Source organism: Luteibacter sp. W1I16, assembly GCF_050434905.1.
Lineage (GTDB): Bacteria > Pseudomonadota > Gammaproteobacteria > Xanthomonadales > Rhodanobacteraceae > Luteibacter.
Map to the genome: position 1 here is coordinate 3,062,604 of NZ_JBNDJJ010000001.1, position 18,352 is coordinate 3,080,955.

The following is an 18,352-nucleotide window of genomic DNA, read 5'->3' on the forward strand; positions in this document are numbered from 1 at the left end:
GGCCGCCACCCTCGGCGCGAGGTGTGGAACCGAGGAGCGCCGGGCGAAAAGGCCCGTAGGGGGCCGGCCTGGACGGCCGTCCGTTTTCGCTGAGCCACGGAGGGCGAATCGAAAACCCCGCCCGGGGCGACGGGCGCGACGGGGCGTCAGCCATAGAACACGGCCGCGCAGCGGCATCCTTTCCCGAGCGACGGTGCAGCTCGGAGCGACGAGGGTGGCGGCCGACGGCTCTGCCTCACCACCCCGATGCGAGGGCGAAGCCGAGCCGGACGAAATCCGAACACGAAAGAAAGCCCACAAAAAAAGCCGGCTTGCGCCGGCTTTCTCGTCGAACCCCGAAGGTCAGTGGTGACCCGAGAACGGGATCGCCTTGCGCCAGACCGAGGGGTGGTGCGGCCAGTTCGGGTCCGTGAGGTACGGGTGGTCCGGGTAGTTCAGGGCCAGCACCTGGCGGGTCTGGTCGGCCAGCGGCTTGCGGTCCAGCGCGATGTAGCTGCGCGTGAGGATGGCGAGGGCATCGGCCGTTTCCGGCGACTGCTGGTAGTGCTCGATCACGTACTGGGCGCGGTCGGCCGAGGCGATATAGGCCTTGGTGCGCAGATAGTACTCGGCCACGTTCACCTCGAACCGGGCCAGCTGGTTGCGCAGGAAGATCATGCGCTGGCGGGCGTCGGTGGCGTACGCGCTGTTCGGATAACGACGGGTCAGCTGGCTGAAATCGTCGAACGCGGTGAGGTTGAAGCCCTGGTCGCGGCGGGTGGAAGCGCTGTTGCCACGCTGCAGGTAACGCTCGATCAGGCCGCCCGTTCGATCGAAATTGATCAGACCGCGCAGGTAATAGGCATAATCAGCATGCTTATGGGTCGGAAACGTCTTGATGAAGCGGTTGATCGTCGAGTAAGCGTCGTCCGGCTTGTTGTCTTTGTACTGCGCGTACGCGAGTTCGATCTGGGACTGCTCGTTGATGTCGCCTGAAGGGAACCGTGCGATGAGGCGTTCGTACGCCTTCTCCGCGGCGGCGTAGTCGGCGTGCTCCAGCGAGTCGTGGGCAGTCGTATAGAGCCGGTCGACCGGCATCGTGTCGATCGTCTCCTTCTTGCTGCGGAACATCGAGCAGGCGCTCATCGACAGGGCGAGGACGAGCAGAATGGTGATCTTGGTTGCACGCATTGAGAGAGTTCGGATGCTTGAGCGAAAGGGCATGATAGCCGAAACCGGCCGTGGGCCGGGCGGGGCGGTATGACGACGGTCAGACATGAGGCCACCGTGCCGGTGGCGGCGGCGGGTCGGCGTTTCGACCAGTCCCTGGCCGAGATGTTCCCCGATTACTCCCGATCCCGCCTCACGGGCTGGATCAAGGAGGGCAAGGTGCTGCTGGACGGGGCCCGGGTGGCCCCGCGCCACCTGCTCCGGGGCGGCGAGCGGGTGGAACTCGAGGCCGAGCTGGAGACCGAGGTGGACGCCCAGCCCGAGGACATCGCGCTGGATATCCGCTACGAGGACGACGACCTCATGGTGGTCGACAAGCCCATGGGGCTGGTCGTCCACCCGGGGGCGGGCAATGCCGCCGGGACCATGCTGAACGCCTTGCTTCACCACAACCCGGCCCAGGCCGAGTTGCCGCGAGGCGGGATCGTCCATCGCCTGGACAAGGACACCGCGGGCCTGATGGTGGTGGCCAAGAGCATCGCCGCGCACACCGCGCTGGTGGCGATGCTGTCGCGGCACGACGTGCACCGGCAGTACGAGGCCGTGGTGCTGGGCACCATGGTCGCCGGCGGCACGGTGGACCAGCCCATCGGGCGGCACCAGCACGATCGTCTGAAGCAGGGCGTGCGCGACGTGGAGGACGGGGGCAAGGAGGCGGTCACGCATTACCGCGTGCGCGAGCGTTTCCGGGCGCACAGCCTGATCCAGTGCAACCTGGAGACGGGCCGCACCCATCAGATCCGCGTGCACATGGCCCACCTCGGCCACCCGCTGGTCGGCGACCAGCTCTACGGCAACGGCCTGCGCCTGCCGCGCGGCGCCAGCCAGGAGTTGATCGAGGCCCTGCGCGGTTTCCGCCGGCAGGCCCTGCACGCCGAGAAACTGGCTTTCGAGCATCCCGTCACGGGGGAATACCTCGAATTCGATTCGCCGCGCCCGGTCGACCAGGAGGCGCTGATCGAAGCGCTTCGCGCCGACACCGCGCTGCATCCGATCGAGGACTGAGCATGGATGGCGCCTGGATCGTTCCGGACTGGAAGGCTCCCGCGCACGTCCACGCGGCCGTATCCACGCGGCAGGGGCCGGGTATTTCCCAGCCGCCGTACGACCGGCTGAACCTCGGGCTGCGCTCGGGCGACGATCCCGCCGCCGTGGTGTCGAACCGCGATGCCCTGACGGTGGCCCTGGACCTGCCCGCCCCGCCGCTCTGGCTGCGCCAGGTGCACGGTACCGAGGTGGTCGAGGCCGGCGCGCCGGTCGACGACGAGCCGGTGGCCGATGCCGCAGTGGCGAAGGGGTCCGGCAAGGTACTGGCGGTCCTCACCGCGGATTGCCTTCCGGTTCTGTTCGCGGCCGCTGAAGGTGGCACGATCGGCGCGGCGCACGCCGGCTGGCGCGGCCTCGCGGCGGGCGTCCTGGAGAATACGGTGGCCCGTATGGGCGAACCCGTGGAGTCCATGCTCGCCTGGTTGGGCCCCGCCATCGGCGGGCCCTCCTACGAGGTGGGCGAGGAAGTCCGCGCGGCCTTCGTCGATGGCGACCCCGGGGCGGAGGTGGCGTTCACGCCGACCCGGCCGGGGCACTGGCTATGCGATCTGTACATGCTGGCGAAGCGCCGGCTCGCAGCCATCGGGGTGACGCGGGTTGCGGGCGGCGGTTTCGATACCTTCCGCGACGAACGGCTCTACTCGTACCGTCGCGATGGCGCGGTCAGCGGACGATTCGCCTCGTTGATCTGGACGCGCTGAACACGCTCAGGGCGCCGTCATCGGCGAAGGCACGTAGATCTCCGGCTTCACCCGTGGCGGCTCGGTCAGGGCATGCAGGAAGGCGTTGCGCCACGTGGTGATGTCATTGCGCTCGAGCACGTCCATCATCGACTGCCAACGCATGCGCCGCTCCTTCAGCGGCATTTCCAGAGCGCGTTTCAGCGCTTCGGACACCTCGTCCAGGTCGGACGGATTCACCAGCAGCGCCGCATCCAGCTCCTGCGCCGCGCCCGCGAAGCGGGACAGCACGAGCACGCCGGGGTCCTGCGGATCCTGGCAGGCCACGTACTCCTTCGCGACGAGGTTCATGCCGTCGCGGAGTGGCGTGACCAGGCCGACCTTCGCCACGCGGAAGTAACCCGCCAGCACCTTGTGCGCGAACGACTTGTTGACGTAACGGATGGGTACCCAGTCCGGTTCGGCGTACTGGCCGTTGATATGGCCCGCGCTGCGTTCGAGTTCCCGGCGCAGCGATCGGTATTCCGGCACGTCCGAGCGCGAGGGCGGGGCGATCTGCAATAGCGACACCCGGCCGCGCATTTCTTTGTGGTCGCGCAACAGGCGCGCGAACCCTTCGAAGCGTTCGGGCAGACCTTTGGAATAATCGAGGCGGTCCACGCCGATGATCAGTGCGCGGTCGTCGATCGATGCCCTGAGCTTGGCCACCGCTCCACTGTCCTCGGCGCGATGGGCCAGTTCCACGGCCTCCGCGGTGTCGATGCTGATCGGGAAGACGCCGGCACGGAAGATCCGTCCGTTGGCGGCGCGGATGCGGCCACCCGTGCGCATGGCGGCGCCGAGTTCATGCAGGAAGTAATCCTCGAGCGCGCGCAGGTCGCGTTGGGTGTGCAGGCCCACGAGGTCGTACGACGCCAGCGGCTCGAGCAATTCGCGATGACGGGGCAGGGTGATCAACAACCCCGCCGCGGGGAGTGGCGTGTGCAGGAAGAAGCCGATCTTGTTCTCGACCCCCAGTTCGCGAAGCATCGCCGCGAGCGGGATCAGGTGGTAGTCGTGAACCCAGACGATGTCGTCTTTCCTGATCAGTTTCGCCACGCGCTTGGCGAAGACGCGGTTGACCCGCAGGTAGCCTTCGAGGTGGTCGCGCCGGTAATCGACCAGGTCGGCCCGGTAATGGAACAGCGGCCACAAGGCGCGGTTGGCGAAGCCGCTGTAGTAGTCGTCATGGTCCGCCTTGGACATGTCGATGGTCGCGTAGCTGATGTGTCCGTCCTGGACTTCGTGCACCTCCTTGCCGGTCTCGGCGGCGAGGTTGCCGCTCCACCCGAACCACAGTCCCCCCATTTCCTGCAGCGCCGCGTTCATGGCGGATGCGAGGCCGCCGGTTTGCGTCTGCTTGGGCAGTGCCACGCGGTTCGATATGACAACTAGTCGGCTCATCGTGCCCTTGCGGCTCCTTGCGTCAGCGTGGCCTTCACGGAATCGAGCCAAGCATGGACAGCCGCCGGGCTAGGCAATGTGAACGCCGCGTCGGACGGTGTGCGGGAACCGACGCGAACCGATGCGCCTCCCCGCTCGTTGACCACGGCGAAGGCGTGTTCGTCGGTGAGGTCGTCGCCCAGGTAGACCGGCTTGCGGCCTTTGAAGGGTGGTGCTTCGAGGAAGGCGGCCACCGCCACGCCCTTGTCCATCCCGCGCGGCTTGAACTCGTAGACGTAGCTGCCCGGCTGCAGCTCGAACCCGGGGAAACGCGATGCGATGGCCGGGGCGATCCGGTCCAGCTCGTCCGCGCGCTCGGGATGCTCGCGGCAATGCAAGGCCACGGACCAGCTCTTGTCTTCCACGCGTACGCCCGGGAGGGCAAGGGCGATGTCGTGCACGATCTTGCGCAGCCGGTCCAGTTCGTCCTCGTCCACGGGGACGGTGGTCGTTCGTCCCTCACCGTCGCGCCGCTCGAGGCCATGCTGACCGGCGGCGGCCCAGGCGGTCCTGCCGAAGATGCGGTCGAGCCCGGGGATGGCGCGGCCGCTGACCAGGGCCATGGCACCCCCCAGGGCAAGGTTCAGCGCATCCAGGGTATCGAGCATCCCGGGCGGCACGAACACGGCCTCGGGGTCGTCGGCGAACGCCAGCAGGGTGCCATCGGCATCGAGGAACAGCGCCGTGTCGGACGTGACGAGGTCGACGGGCGGTGGAGGCAAGGTTTCCTGGGCGGCTGTCACGAGGGCTCCATCTGGCAGCGATCCTTCCAGAATGCCTCCCGCGACGTGAAAAAAGTGATGCGCGGTTTCCCGCGCCGACGTTGAAGGCGCATGCTTTCACCCGCATCTGTAGGGCCAGAGGCGGTCGCGGGGAGGGCCCGGGGCGCGCCAACACCTTTGGGAGAAAACCTGATGCGAATGGACAAACTCACTTCGCGGTTCCAGCAGGCACTGGCCGATGCCCAGTCGCTGGCCGTCGGCCGTGACAACAACATCCTCGAGCCGGTGCACGTGCTCGCCGCGCTGCTCGACCAGCAGGGCGGTTCCACCGCGCCCATGCTGACCCAGGCGCAGGTCAACGTGCCCGCGCTGCGCCAGCGCGTGGCCGAGATTCTCGACCGCGTGCCGCGAGTCAGTGGCCAGGAGGGCAACATCAGCCTGGGCAACGATCTCAACCGCCTGTTCAACCTCACCGACAAGCTCGCCCAGCAGAGAGGCGACCAGTTCATCGCGAGCGAACTGTTCGTACTGGCGGCGCTGGAGGATCGTGGTGACGTGGGCGGTGCGCTGAAGGCCGCCGGAGCCACCAGGGAACGGATCGAGGCCGCCATCGAGAAGCTGCGTGGCGGCGAGAAAGTGCAGTCGGAAAACGCCGAGGAGCAGCGCCAGGCGCTCGAGAAATACACCATCGACCTCACCGAGCGGGCGGAGGCGGGCAAGCTCGATCCGGTGATCGGCCGCGACGAGGAGATCCGCCGCACGATCCAGGTATTGCAGCGGCGTACGAAGAACAATCCGGTGCTGATCGGCGAGCCCGGCGTGGGCAAGACCGCCATCGTCGAGGGCCTGGCGCAGCGCATCGTGAATGGCGAAGTGCCCGAAGGGCTGCGCGACAAGCGCGTGCTCTCGCTCGACATGGGCTCGCTGATCGCCGGCGCGAAATTCCGCGGCGAGTTCGAGGAACGGCTGAAGGCCGTGCTCAGCGACCTGTCCAAGCAGGAAGGCCAGGTGATCCTCTTCATCGATGAATTGCACACCATGGTCGGCGCCGGCAAAGCCGACGGCGCCATGGACGCGGGCAACATGTTGAAGCCCGCGCTGGCGCGTGGCGAACTGCACTGCATCGGCGCGACCACGCTCGACGAATACCGCAAGTACGTGGAGAAGGACGCCGCGCTCGAGCGCCGCTTCCAGAAGGTGTTCGTGGGCGAACCGAGCGTGGAAGACACGATCGCGATCCTGCGTGGCCTGAAGGAACGCTACGCCGTGCACCACGGCGTGGAGATCACCGATCCGGCGATCGTCGCCGCGGCGACGCTTTCCGCCCGGTACATTCCGGACCGCCAGTTGCCCGACAAGGCCATCGACCTGATGGACGAGGCCGCCTCGCGCATCCGCATGGAGATCGATTCCAAGCCGGAGGAACTCGACCGGCTCGAACGCCGCCTGATCCAGCTCAAGATCCAGCGCGAGATGCTGAAGAAAGAGCAAGACGACGAATCGAAGCATCGCCTGGCGACGCTCGAAGCCGACATCGAGAAGCTCGACCGTGAGTTCTCCGACCTCAACGAGGTGTGGAAGGCGGAGAAGGCCGCCTTGCAGGGCGCCACCAAGATCAAGGAACAGATCGAGCAGGCCCGCGTCGAACTGGAAGCCGCGCAACGCCGCCAAGATTACGGCGCGATGAGCGAGATCCAGTACGGCCGGTTGCCGGCTCTGGAAGCCCAGCTCGCCGCCGCCCAGAAGGCGGAACAACAGGACTTCACGCTGTTGCAGGACCGCGTGACCGCCGAGGAGATCGCCGAGGTGGTCGCGCGCTGGACCGGCATCCCCGTGGCGAAGATGCTCGAGGGCGAGCGCGAGAAACTGCTGCACATGGAAGATGCGCTGCATGCGCGGGTGGTCGGGCAGGACGAGGCGGTGCGCGCGGTGTCCGACGCGATCCGCCGCGCGCGTGCCGGATTGTCCGATCCGAACCGTCCCTACGGCTCGTTCCTGTTCCTCGGCCCGACGGGCGTGGGCAAGACGGAGTTGTGCAAGGCCCTGGCCGATTTCCTCTTCGACACGCAGGACGCGATGGTGCGCATCGACATGAGCGAGTTCATGGAGAAGCACTCCGTGAGCCGGCTGGTCGGCGCGCCTCCGGGTTATGTCGGTTACGAAGAGGGTGGTTATCTCACCGAGGCGGTGCGCCGTCGTCCTTACAGCGTGATCCTGCTGGACGAAGTGGAGAAGGCGCATCCGGATGTCTTCAACATCCTGCTACAGGTGCTCGACGACGGACGCTTGACGGATGGGCAGGGCCGCACGGTTGACTTCCGCAACACCGTGATCGTCATGACCTCGAACCTCGGCTCGAACCTGATCCAGGAACAGGCCGGCGACAGCGAGGCGGACTACCTGCAGATGAAGGCATCGGTGCTGGGCGTGGTGCAGGCGCATTTCCGTCCCGAGTTCATCAACCGCCTGGACGACCTCGTGGTGTTCCGACCGCTGGACAAAAAGCAGATCCGCTCGATCGCGCGGATACAGCTGGATTACCTGGCGAAGCGCCTCGCGGATCGGCAGCTGTCGATCGAACTCACGGAGAAGGCGCTCGACCTGCTGGGCAGCGCGGGCTTCGATCCGGTGTATGGCGCGCGTCCACTCAAGCGGGCGATCCAGCAGCAGCTGGAGAATCCGCTGGCGCAGCGCATCCTGCAGGGTGCGTTCTCGCCGGGGCAGACCGTGCGGGTGGATTCGGATGGAAACCATCTGACGTTCGCGGCGGACTGATATCGCCGACAGGGTCGGCTCCCACCGGCTTTGGTGGGAGGCTGCCTGGCACCTGAATCGCCGAATCGCCGACAAGTCGGCTTCCCACCAGGTTATCGCAACCTGGTGGGAGCCGACCCTGTCGGCGATGCTTTTCGCCCGTCAGAACCGCAATCCCACCTTCGCGTAGTAATACCGTCCGTTGAACCCGAACGGCGACAGCGCCGAATACTGCAACCCGCTGAAGTAATCCTCGCCACTGTTGGTCGGCTTCACCCGCTGCGGATACTGGTCGGTGACATTGTCCACGCCGAGGGTGAAGTTCCACTGGTCGATGGTGTACCCGCCGGAGAGGTTCAGCAGCCAACGCGCCGGAAATGTCTGGTCGGTCGCCGGATCGGTGTTCACCCGGGTGACGGAGCCATAGCGGGTCAGGTCCGCATGTGCGTTGAACCCGTCGAGCGCCCAGTCCGCGCCGAACAGGAACTTCGTGCGTGGCGTGGCCTTGGTCAGGATGCCCTGGCTCGAGCGTCCGAAGAGTTCGATCGGGCCGGATGAATTGGCCTGGAGCACGGCCGGCGTCTCGCCCACCGAGAGCACCTTCACCTTGTTGTAGTTGCCACTGGCCAGCAGGTTGAACTGTCCGAATCCCGTCGTCGGAATGCGGTAGTTCAGCACGAGGTCCGCACCGCGGGTGCGCGTGGTGGCGGAGTTGGCGAAGTACTGCACCGCCGTCACCTGCTGCCCGGGCACCACGCTGTTGAAGTACGCCGCGAGCAGCGGATCGGTGAGGCTGATGGTGTCGGAGTAGAGGATCTGGTTCCAGATGCGGATCTGGTAGATATCCAGCGTGGCGCTGAAGTCGGCCGTCGGTTCCCATACGGCACCGATGCCGTAGTTAGCCGATTTCTCCGGTTTCAACGGCTTCGAGCCGAGTGCGACGGCCGCGGGATCGGACGTGCGGTAGGTACCCGTCTGTGCGAGTTGCCCTGTGCTGGGATCGATGATCGTCACCACCGACTGGTAGTTCTGCTGCGCGAGCGATGGTGCGCGGAATCCGTTCGAGATCGTGCCGCGCAAGGCGAACGTGGGCGTGAACTGGTAACGCGCCGATAGCTTGCCCGAGCGCGTCGAGCCCGCGTCGCTGTAGTGCTCGTAGCGGCCGGCGACACCGGCCGAGAATTTGTCCGTGACATCGGTCTCGAGGTCGACATAGGCTGCTTCGCTATGCCGCGTGAAGCTGCCCGCGGCGGCGGGGGAGAGTCCGGGGAAAACCTGCGCGCCACCCGCATAGGGCGTGTCGGTGCCGGGAATCAAGGTGCCCTGGTTGAAGTAGTAGGACTCGGGATCGCCTGCGTCGATCTGATATTTCTCCTTGCGGTATTCGGCACCGAAGGCGAGGGTGAGTGGATTGGGCAGCCAGCCCACGTTGAAGTCCTTGCCGATATCGATGTTCGCCAGTGCCTGCGAGTTCTTGAACGTTCCGGCGTTGAAGTACGTGGGCGATGCGCCGGTGGAATAGAACAGGTTGGTGTTGACGCTGTTCTGCACGTCGAAGACGAGATCGTTGATGCCGTAGTTGCCCGATGCATCCCAGCGCCATCCCTCATCCGTCACGCCCTTCACGCCGAGTACGGCGGTGGAGTCGTTGGTGTGGTTGACGATCTGCGGGAGGAATCCGTCGGGATAGAGTTCCGGCACGTTACGTGCATTGCTCGCGCCGCGGTAATAGCCGTTCGAGGTGACGTCGCGGCGGCTCAGGCTGAGGTAACCGTAGAGGTCGACATTGCGCGCCAGCTCGTACTGGAAATTGGTGAGCGCCTGATAGGTCTTCACCGCCGGGTCGCCGTAACGCTGGTGGGCGACATTGCCATCGGCGGCTTCTTCCGGCGTGAACAGGCTCACCGGCGAGGCGCGGTTCGTGTTCATCGAGTTCTGGTAGCTCCAGGCCAGGCGCAGCCAACCCTTCGCGTCCGCACCCTTGCCACCGAGGTCGATGCCGACCGAGCCGTCGATGCCGTTGGTCTCGCCGTCGCCCTTATCCATGATGCCGTAGTTGGCGTTGATGGAATTCTTGCCGGCCCCCGCGCCGTGCTTGAGCACGATGTTGATGACGCCGGCGATGGCATCGGAGCCGTATTGCGCGGCGGCGCCGTCGCGGAGGACCTCGATATGATCGATCGCCGAAATCGGGATCGAGTTGAGATCGGCCGGTGCCGCGCCACGACCCACGGAGTTGTTGTAGTTGACCAGGGCCGACGTGTGGTAGCGCTTGCCATCCACGAGTACGAGCGTCGCGTCGGGCGAGAGTCCGCGCAGGCTGGCCGGGCGCACGGCGTCGTTACCGTCGTTGATCGCCGGGCGCGGGAAATCGAGCGAGGGCAGCAGGCGGCCCAGCGCGGTCGCGAGATCGGTGCTTCCCGTGGACGTGAGATCCTTGGGCGACAATACGTCGATCGGCGAGAGCGAATTGGCCTCGGTGCGCGTGGTGCTGCGCGTGCCGGTCACCACCACCTGGTCGAGTTGCCGGGCCTCCCTGGTGTCCGGCGGTGGTGCCGCATCCTGAGCGTAACCGGGCGTCACGATCATGAGACCGAGGGCGGGTAGCCAGAGGCTGGCCGACGGCTTGCGTCGTAGGGTCTTACCTGTCGTCATCGATGGTCCCCAAGGCGAGCTACGGCACGCGGAGCGGGAGTGCCCCGCGGACGCGGCGGGAAAGCCGCGTTGGGATGACGCTATGCATGCTTGCTGCGACGCGTCAATACATTCATCATGAATGCGCCATCGTGGGGAAACAATGATGTGTTAGGCCGCATTTAAAGGGACTTGGCACGGAACTGGCTTTTCCAGCCATTTTGGTGCAATGCAAAATGTCCGGGCGCTTTCGCGGGTCGAATCGCCGACAGGGTCGGCTCACACCGAGCATGAAGCGACCCATCGGATATAAGGCAGGCGAGCTTTCGGTGGGAGCCGACCCTGTCGGCGATAGGCGCCGCAGGACAACGACCGTGGCCAGGAATTGAAAAACCGTCCCCCACCCCGATAATGCCGGCCAGATACCAAGAGATACCCGCCCCATGCCCATCTATGAATTCCAGTGTCAGGCCTGCGGCCATCGCTTCGAACGCTTGCAGAAGATCGCCGATGCCGATCCGTCCGCCTGCCCCAGCTGTGGCGAACCCCGGGTGGGCCGCCTGTTGAGCGCCCCCCAGTTCCGCCTCGCCGGGGGTGGTTGGTACGAGACCGACTTCAAGAAGGACGGCGACAAGAAGCGGAACCTCGTTGAAGGTTCTTCAGGGGCTTCCGCCGAGGCGGCGCCCGCGTCGACACCCGCGCCGGCTCCCGCCGCGCCCCCGTCGGCCGACGCGAAACCGTCCGGCGGTTGAACGAAGGATGGCGCCCGTCCCCCGGCGAGCGCCACGCCAAGGCACATTCTTACCGGCGACGGCGTTTTCTTGCGGTCCGTTCAAACATCATTGCGGATCCCTCCGATAATTTTGCGTCACACACATCGGAGGTAGGTATGAAACGCATCCTTGGACTGGTCGCCATGCTCGCGCTCGGCGCGGGGCTCTCATTGACTCCGCACGTGGCGCACGCCCAGCGCGGCGGCGACACGGTCAACTGCTACAGCGACAACGGACGCCGTTCCTACTGCCGGGTGCCCTGGCGCGACGCGCGACTGGTTCGCCAGGATTCCCAGACCGCCTGCATCCGTGGCCGCACCTGGGACATGGATCGCGGCGGCCTCTGGGTGGATGACGGTTGCCGCGGCATCTTCCAGGAAGCCGGTGGCTGGGGTGGCGGTCGTCCGGGTTGGGGCGGCGGCGACCGTCCGGGCTGGGGTGGCGGTGGTCGTCCGGGCTACGGCGGTGGCGGCCAGATCGTTTCCTGCGACAGCGAAGACAACAAGCGCGTGTTCTGTCGCTGGCCGGTCGGACGGGGCGCACGCCTCGTCGAACAGACCTCCAAGGCCGACTGCCGCGAGGGCTATAGCTACGGCTTTACCCGCGATGGCATCTGGGCCGATCGCGGCTGTCGCGGCAAGTTCGACATCGGCCGCTAAGGCTTCCGGCCGCGCTTGGGAGGGCCCGGCTCGTGGTACGATCCGGGGTCTTTTCCCACGCTATTGACCGCCTTCGCGGTAGCCGGAGCTTCAAGCGCATGCGCACCCATTATTGCGGACTCATCGACGAGTCGCTGATCGGCCAGGACGTCACCCTATGCGGCTGGGTGGACACGCTTCGTCTGCAAAGCCACGTGGCCTTCGTCGACCTGCGCGACCACGAGGGCATCGCCCAGGTGGTGATCGAACGCGATAACGCCGACGCCTTCGCCGTCGCCGGTGAACTGGGTTACGAGTTCGTCATTCGCGTCACCGGACAGGTCCGCAAGCGCCTGTCGGCCAACGACAAGCTGAAGACCGGCACGGTCGAGTTGATCGCCGACAAGGTGGAGATCCTCAATGCCGCGCGCGACCTGCCGTTCGCGCTGCACGAGTCGCCGAACGAGGACATGCGGATGACCTACCGCTACCTCGACCTGCGCCGTCCCGAGATGCAGAAGATGATGCGCACGCGCACCGCGCTGGTGCGCGAGTTGCGCCGCTACCTCGACGCCGCCGGCTTCCAGGATATCGAGACGCCGATCCTCACCAAGGCCACGCCGGAAGGCGCGCGCGATTACCTGGTGCCCAGCCGCGTGCACCCGGGCCAGTTCTATGCGCTGCCGCAGTCGCCACAGCTGTTCAAGCAGATCCTGATGATGGCCGGGTTCGACCGCTACTATCAGATCGCCCGCTGCTTCCGCGACGAGGATCTGCGCGCCGACCGTCAGCCGGAATTCACCCAGCTCGACCTCGAGTTCGCCTTCGTCGAAGAGCGCGACGTCCAGGATTTCGTCGAGAACCTGATCCGCCACGTGTTCCGCGAAGTGCGTCATGTGGAGCTCGACGCCGTCTTCCCGCGCATGACCTACGAAGAGGCGATGCGCCGCTTCGGTTCCGATAAGCCCGACCTGCGCATTCCGCTGGAACTGGTCGACATCGCCGAGGCCGTGAAGCACGTGGAGTTCAAGGTGTTCTCCGGCCCGGCCAACGATCCGGCCGGCCGTGTCGCCGCGCTGCGCGTGCCGGGCGCCGCCGCGCTGTCGCGCAAGGACATCGACGGGCTCACCGACTATGCCGCCAAGTACGGCGCGAAGGGCCTGGCCTGGCTGAAGGTCGACGACCTCGCCAAGGGCCGCGAGGGCATCAATTCCCCGGTGGCGAAGTTCCTGGACGACGCCGCGCTGGAGCAGGTGCTGAAGCTCACCGCCGCCGCCACGGGCGACATCGTCTTCTTCGGCGCCGGCGCCTGGAAGACGGTCACCGACTTCATGGGCGCGCTGCGCATCAAGCTGGGCCGCGACCGTGGCCTGGTCGAGAACACCTGGAAGCCGCTGTGGGTGACGGATTTCCCGATGTTCGAGTACGACGAGGAAGAAAAACGTTTCGTCGCGCTCCATCATCCGTTCACCGCCCCTAAGGTCGACGACATCGCCGACTTGCGCGCCAATGCGGCCATCGCCGTCAGCCGTGGCTACGACATGGTGCTCAACGGCAACGAAATCGGTGGCGGATCGATCCGTATCCATCGCCCGGAAATGCAGAGCGCGGTGTTCGACCTGCTCGGCATCGGTGCGGCCGAGGCGGAAGCCAAGTTCGGCTTCCTGCTCAAGGCGCTGCGCATGGGCGCGCCGCCCCACGGCGGCCTGGCCTTCGGCATCGATCGCATCGCCGCGCTCATGGCCGGGACGGAGTCGATCCGCGACGTCATCGCCTTCCCCAAGACGACCAGTGCGCAAGACTTGATGACCGATGCCCCGTCGCCGGTGTCCGAGCCGCAGTTGAAGGAACTGCACGTCCGCGTCGCCGCCGCGGAGCCTTTGCAGGCCTGAGCCTGAACGCGCCGATGACTCCCACGCCTCCCGAGGTCCTGTTGTTGCATGGCCTGTGGATGCGCGGGTTCGCCATGGCGATGTTGCACCGGCGGTTGCGCGAGGAAGGTTTCCGGGTCCACCAGTTCGAGTACATGAGCGTGGCCGCGCCGCCGGAGCAGGCGATCGAGCGGTTGCGCAAGCGCATCCGTGCCCTGGGGCCGGGGCCGGTGCACGTCGTCGGGCATAGCCTCGGCGGCGTCCTCGCCTTGCTCGCCTGTCGCGACGACGACCTTCCGGAGGGCCGCATCGTCTGCCTCGGTTCCCCGCTCAACGGCAGCGGCGCCGCGCGGGGGCTCACCCACCGCTGGGGCGGCGACATGCTGCTCGGCCGCTCCAAGGAGCTGCTGGAGCATGGGCTGGACCGCTGGGACGGCCGCCGCGAGGTCGGCATGATCGCCGGGCGGATGCCGGTCGGCCTGGGCGCTTTCGTAGGCGAGCTGGGTGCCGAGCACGACGGCTCGGTCGGCGTCGAGGAGACCCGGCTACCCGGCCTCGCCGGCCACTGCGTCCTGGAAACCAGCCACACCGGCATGCTCGTTTCAGCCGATGTCGCCCGTCAGGTGGCGTTCTTCCTGCGCGAAGGCCGCTTCGACGATTGACCCGTCCGCAGCGCACTTCCGCTAGAATCGCGCCCTCGTCCGTCCGGTAAATCCAGGAATCGAACATGGGTAGAGGCCCGTCCATCGAAGGTCGCAAGAACGCCGAAGACGCCAAGCGCGCCAAGGTGTTCACCAAGCTGATCCGCGAAATCACCATCGCCACGCGTGGTGGAGTCCCCGACCCCAACGGGAACCCGCGCCTGCGCGCGGCGGTCGACAAGGCGCTTGCCGCGAACATGACCAAGGACACCATCGAGCGCGCGATCAAGCGCGGCTCGGGTGCCGAGGGTGGCGCCGACATGCACGAGATCCGCTACGAGGGCTACGGCCCGGCGGGTACCGCGCTGATCATCGATTGCGTGACGGACAACCAGGTCCGCACGGTGGCCGACGTGCGCGCGGCCCTGAACAAGCTCGGCGGCAACATGGGCACCACCAACTCGGTGGCCTTCCAGTTCACCCGCGTGGGCCAGGTCGTCGTGCATACCGGCGGCGACGCCGGTGTCGAGGCGAAACTGGAAGAAGCGGCGATCGAGAACAACGCCGAAGACATCGTCATCGACAACGGCATCGGCACCGTCCTGCTGGCGTCCGACCCGATCGCGGTCGAGGCCATGCGCAAGGCGCTGGTCGCGGCGGGCTTCGAGGTCGACAGCTCCGACGTGGTGATGCGGCCGAACGGCCCCCTCGTCACGCCCACCGGAGAGGCGCTGGAGCAGTTCGAGAAGCTGCTCGAACGCCTGAACTCGCTCGACGACGTGGACGAGGTCTACCACAACGCCGTCCTGCCGGCCCACGACGCGGACGAGGCTTGAGGCCTTACCGGCCCCTTCCCGTCTTGCGCGTAGCCTCGCTGTCATGACCCGCATCCTCGGCATCGATCCGGGCAGCCAGCGCACCGGCGTCGGTATCATCGACGTGGCGGACAACGGCGCCCTCAGCCATGTCTGGCACGGTGCCCTGGTGGTGGGCGGGGAGGCGACTTTCCCGCTCCGCCTGAAACGCATATTTGACGAGCTCTGCGGCATCATCGGCGCGCACGGTCCGGCGGAAGCCGCGATCGAGCGCGTGTTCATGGCGCGCAACGCGGACTCGGCCCTCAAGCTCGGCCAGGCGCGCGGCGCGGCCGTGTGTGCCGTGGTCAGCCAGGGAATCGTCGTGCACGAATACGCAGCGACCGAGGTAAAGCAGGCGGTGGTCGGTACCGGCCGCGCCGACAAGACCCAGGTCCAGCACATGATCGGGATCATCCTCGGCATCAAGGGTCCGCTGCAGGCGGACGCGGCCGACGCGTTGGCGATCGCCATCGCCCACGCGCATACCCGTTCCAGTATCGAGCGCGTGGGCATCCCCCGCACGGCATGGAGACGTCGCCGATGATCGGTCGCCTGCGCGGCACCCTGGTGAGCAAGCAGCCACCGTCCCTCCTCATCGAAGTGGGAGGCGTCGGCTACGAAGTCGATGCACCCATGTCGACCATCTACGACCTGCCCGGAACGGGCAAGGAAGTGATCCTGCTCACCCATTACGCGGTGAAGGAAGACGGCGTGGCGCTTTACGGCTTCCTGCGCGAAGCCGAGCGGGCCATGTTCCGCAACCTGCTCAAGGTGAGCGGCATCGGCGCGAAGATCGCGCTGGCCGTGCTCTCCGGCGTGGCCACCGACGAGCTGTCGCGGCTGGTGCATGCCGGCGACGTCGTGGCCCTCACCAAGATTCCCGGCATCGGCAAGAAGACCGCCGAACGCATGGTGGTGGAACTGCGTGATCGCGTGGACGCGGTGGGCGTGCGCCTGCCCGTCAGCGCGCTGGGCGAAGCCGTGCCTGCCGACCCCGTCGGCGAAGCCACCGTCGCCCTGCAACAACTCGGCTACAAGCCGGTTGAAGCATCCCGGCTCGTTCAGAAAGCCGCCGCCGAAGGCGATTCCGCCGAGGCCATCATCCGCAAGGCGCTGCGAGCGGCGCTCGGAGGTTGAGAGTGAAAACAGAAAATCCCGCCGAAGACATCCAGCACGCCCATGGCCGCCGCATCGGCGCTCTCGCGCTGGGTGCCATCGGCATCGTCTTCGGCGACATCGGCACCAGTCCCCTGTACGCCATGAAGGAGACGCTGGGAACGCATGGCATGACGCCCCATCCCACGGCGGTGCTCGGCGTCCTTTCGCTGATCTTCTGGTCGCTGATCATGGTGGTGTCGCTGAAGTACGTGACCTTCGTGATGCGCGCGGACAACAAGGGCGAGGGCGGCATCATGGCGCTCATGGCCCTGGCGCAGCGCAGTGTCAGCGGTTCACCGAGGGCCCGCTGGGTGCTCGCCGCGATCGGTATCTTCGGCGCCTCCCTGTTCTATGGCGACGGCGTCATCACGCCCGCCATCTCGGTGCTTTCGGCCGTCGAAGGCCTGGAGCTCGCCGCGCCACAACTCGATGCCTACGTGCTGCCCATCTGCCTGGTCATCATCATCATCCTTTTCGCGGTGCAGCGGCACGGCACGAACTTCGTCGGCAAGGCCTTCGCGCCGGTGATGGTGCTCTGGTTCCTGGTGCTTGCCGGCCTTGGCCTGCGCCAGCTCGTCGCGCATCCCCAGGTGCTGGTGGCGTTGAACCCCTGGTATGCGGTGACGTTCTTCATGGAGCACGGGAAGCAGGCCTTCATCGCCCTGGGCGGCGTGGTGCTGGCGCTGACCGGCGCCGAGGCGCTGTATGCCGACATGGGGCACTTCGGCAAGAAGCCGATCCGCCTGGCCTGGTTCGCCTTCGTGCTGCCGGCGCTGTTGATCAATTACTTCGGGCAGGGCGCGCTGCTGCTGCACGACCAGACGGCGATCGAAAACCCGTTCTACAAGATGGTGCCGGAAGACTGGCTCTATCCCATGGTCGCCTTGGCGACGATGTCCGCCATCATCGCCTCGCAGGCCGTGATCTCCGGTGCGTTCTCGATGACCCGCGAGGCGATGTCGCTGGGTTACTCGCCGCGCATGGCGGTGGTGCATACCTCGCACGAGATGTCCGGGCAGATCTTCGTGCCCTGGGTGAACCGCCTGTTGCTGGTGCTGGTCTTCCTCGCGGTGATCGGCTTCCGTTCGTCGAACAACCTCGGCGCGGCATACGGCATCGCCGTGACCGGTACGATGACGATGACGACCCTGTTGGCGCTGGTTGTCGCACGCCGCCGGTGGCATTGGCACTGGTCGGCGGTCATCACCGTGGGCGTGATCTTCCTGATCGTCGATATTTCCTTCTTCGGCGCGAACGCGCTGAAGATCGCCCATGGCGGCTGGTTCCCGCTGGTGCTGGGCGTGGTGATCTTCACCATGATGACGACGTGGCGGCGGGGCAGGGAGCTGGTGGTCCGCGAGATCAAGCAGTCCGGTCTCGCCCTGGAGCCCTTCGTCGCCAATATCGCCGATCATCCGCCGCTCATCGTTCCTGGCACCGCGGTGTTCCTCACGGCGAACCAGAACTCCGTGCCGCACGCCATGCTTCACAACCTGAAGCACAACAAGGTGCTGCATGAGCGCAACGTCCTGCTGACGGTGGAAATGCTCGAGACGCCCGTGGCGGACTACGAAGAGCGCATGGAAGTGATCGAGTACGGCAACGGCTTCTACGGCCTGCAGCTGCGCTACGGCTTCGCCGAGGACCCGAACATCCCGCTGTCCCTATCTCGCGCGAGTACGCTGGGCCTCGACTTCGACATGATGGACACCACGTTCTTCCTGTCGCGCGAAACCATCGTGGCCGACGTCCGCCGCCCCGGCATGGCCCTCTGGCGCGACAAGCTGTTCGCTTTCCTCGCACGCAACGCGATGCCGGCGACGGCGTTCTTCCAGATCCCGGGCAACCGGCTAATCGAGCTGGGCGCGCAGGTGGAAATCTAGCTC

15 protein-coding genes are annotated in these 18,352 nt (G+C 66.3%); 11 read left to right on the forward strand and 4 right to left on the reverse strand.

Features of this window, described 5'->3' with window-relative positions; translation table 11 throughout:
• Nucleotides 1–342: 342 nt before the first annotated feature.
• Nucleotides 343–1,170, reverse strand: a complete 828-nt coding sequence (locus tag QFZ41_RS13410) for an outer membrane protein assembly factor BamD (RefSeq protein WP_429199225.1) — start codon at nucleotides 1,168–1,170, stop codon at nucleotides 343–345.
• 69 nt (nucleotides 1,171–1,239) lie between these two features.
• Between QFZ41_RS13410 and rluD the strand changes: the two genes are divergently transcribed.
• Together rluD and pgeF are read left to right on the forward strand one after the other, a co-directional pair.
• Nucleotides 1,240–2,214, forward strand: coding sequence for a 23S rRNA pseudouridine(1911/1915/1917) synthase RluD (rluD, locus tag QFZ41_RS13415; protein ID WP_429199226.1), 975 nt, complete (start codon nucleotides 1,240–1,242; stop codon nucleotides 2,212–2,214).
• 2 nt (nucleotides 2,215–2,216) lie between these two features.
• Nucleotides 2,217–2,957: a peptidoglycan editing factor PgeF gene (gene pgeF / locus QFZ41_RS13420; RefSeq protein ID WP_429199227.1), complete on the forward strand. Its 741-nt coding sequence runs from the start codon at nucleotides 2,217–2,219 to the stop codon at nucleotides 2,955–2,957.
• Between the two features lie 6 nt (nucleotides 2,958–2,963).
• Here pgeF and otsA read toward each other — a convergent pair whose 3' ends face one another.
• Both otsA and otsB read right to left on the reverse strand, forming a co-directional pair.
• Nucleotides 2,964–4,379: an alpha,alpha-trehalose-phosphate synthase (UDP-forming) gene (gene otsA, locus QFZ41_RS13425; RefSeq protein ID WP_429199228.1), complete on the reverse strand. Its 1,416-nt coding sequence runs from the start codon at nucleotides 4,377–4,379 to the stop codon at nucleotides 2,964–2,966.
• The gene (gene otsB, locus QFZ41_RS13430) at nucleotides 4,376–5,161 is read right to left on the reverse strand and encodes a trehalose-phosphatase (protein ID WP_429199229.1); all 786 of its coding nucleotides are present in this window, start codon (nucleotides 5,159–5,161) and stop codon (nucleotides 4,376–4,378) included. Before otsB ends, otsA begins: the two co-directional genes overlap by 4 nt.
• A gap of 171 nt (nucleotides 5,162–5,332) precedes the next feature.
• Here otsB and clpB point away from each other — a divergent pair, with 171 nt between their 5' ends.
• Entirely contained in the window at nucleotides 5,333–7,915 is a 2,583-nt protein-coding gene (gene clpB, locus QFZ41_RS13435; protein WP_429199230.1) for an ATP-dependent chaperone ClpB, read from the forward strand.
• A 141-nt stretch (nucleotides 7,916–8,056) separates the two neighbouring features.
• Here clpB and QFZ41_RS13440 read toward each other — a convergent pair whose 3' ends face one another.
• A complete protein-coding gene (locus QFZ41_RS13440; protein WP_429200239.1) occupies nucleotides 8,057–10,483 on the reverse strand; it encodes a TonB-dependent receptor plug domain-containing protein in 2,427 nt (808 codons plus the stop codon).
• Between the two features lie 488 nt (nucleotides 10,484–10,971).
• On the opposite strand from QFZ41_RS13440, the gene QFZ41_RS13445 reads away from it, so the two are divergent.
• The 8 genes from QFZ41_RS13445 to QFZ41_RS13480 all read left to right on the forward strand — a co-directional run bounded on the left by QFZ41_RS13445 (nucleotide 10,972) and on the right by QFZ41_RS13480 (nucleotide 18,349).
• Nucleotides 10,972–11,280, forward strand: a complete 309-nt coding sequence (locus QFZ41_RS13445; protein WP_429199231.1) for an FmdB family zinc ribbon protein — start codon at nucleotides 10,972–10,974, stop codon at nucleotides 11,278–11,280.
• A 137-nt stretch (nucleotides 11,281–11,417) separates the two neighbouring features.
• Nucleotides 11,418–11,960 carry a DUF3011 domain-containing protein gene (locus QFZ41_RS13450; RefSeq protein ID WP_429199232.1) on the forward strand — a complete coding sequence of 181 codons (543 nt, stop codon included), beginning with the start codon at nucleotides 11,418–11,420 and terminating at the stop codon, nucleotides 11,958–11,960.
• Nucleotides 11,961–12,058: 98 nt separating this feature from the next.
• The gene (aspS, locus tag QFZ41_RS13455) at nucleotides 12,059–13,831 is read left to right on the forward strand and encodes an aspartate--tRNA ligase (RefSeq protein WP_429199233.1); all 1,773 of its coding nucleotides are present in this window, start codon (nucleotides 12,059–12,061) and stop codon (nucleotides 13,829–13,831) included.
• A 14-nt stretch (nucleotides 13,832–13,845) separates the two neighbouring features.
• On the forward strand, nucleotides 13,846–14,472 hold the full coding sequence (locus QFZ41_RS13460) for an esterase/lipase family protein (RefSeq protein ID WP_429199234.1): 627 nt from the start codon (nucleotides 13,846–13,848) through the stop codon (nucleotides 14,470–14,472).
• Between the two features lie 65 nt (nucleotides 14,473–14,537).
• Nucleotides 14,538–15,287, forward strand: coding sequence for a YebC/PmpR family DNA-binding transcriptional regulator (locus QFZ41_RS13465; protein WP_429199235.1), 750 nt, complete (start codon nucleotides 14,538–14,540; stop codon nucleotides 15,285–15,287).
• 43 nt (nucleotides 15,288–15,330) lie between these two features.
• Nucleotides 15,331–15,852, forward strand: coding sequence for a crossover junction endodeoxyribonuclease RuvC (ruvC, locus tag QFZ41_RS13470; protein WP_429199236.1), 522 nt, complete (start codon nucleotides 15,331–15,333; stop codon nucleotides 15,850–15,852).
• Nucleotides 15,849–16,445, forward strand: coding sequence for a Holliday junction branch migration protein RuvA (ruvA, locus tag QFZ41_RS13475; RefSeq protein WP_426285525.1), 597 nt, complete (start codon nucleotides 15,849–15,851; stop codon nucleotides 16,443–16,445). The genes ruvC and ruvA overlap by 4 nt, the downstream gene beginning before the upstream one ends.
• Nucleotides 16,446–16,447: 2 nt before the next feature.
• Nucleotides 16,448–18,349, forward strand: coding sequence for a potassium transporter Kup (locus QFZ41_RS13480; RefSeq protein WP_429199237.1), 1,902 nt, complete (start codon nucleotides 16,448–16,450; stop codon nucleotides 18,347–18,349).
• The last annotated feature ends 3 nt before the right edge of the window (nucleotides 18,350–18,352 follow it).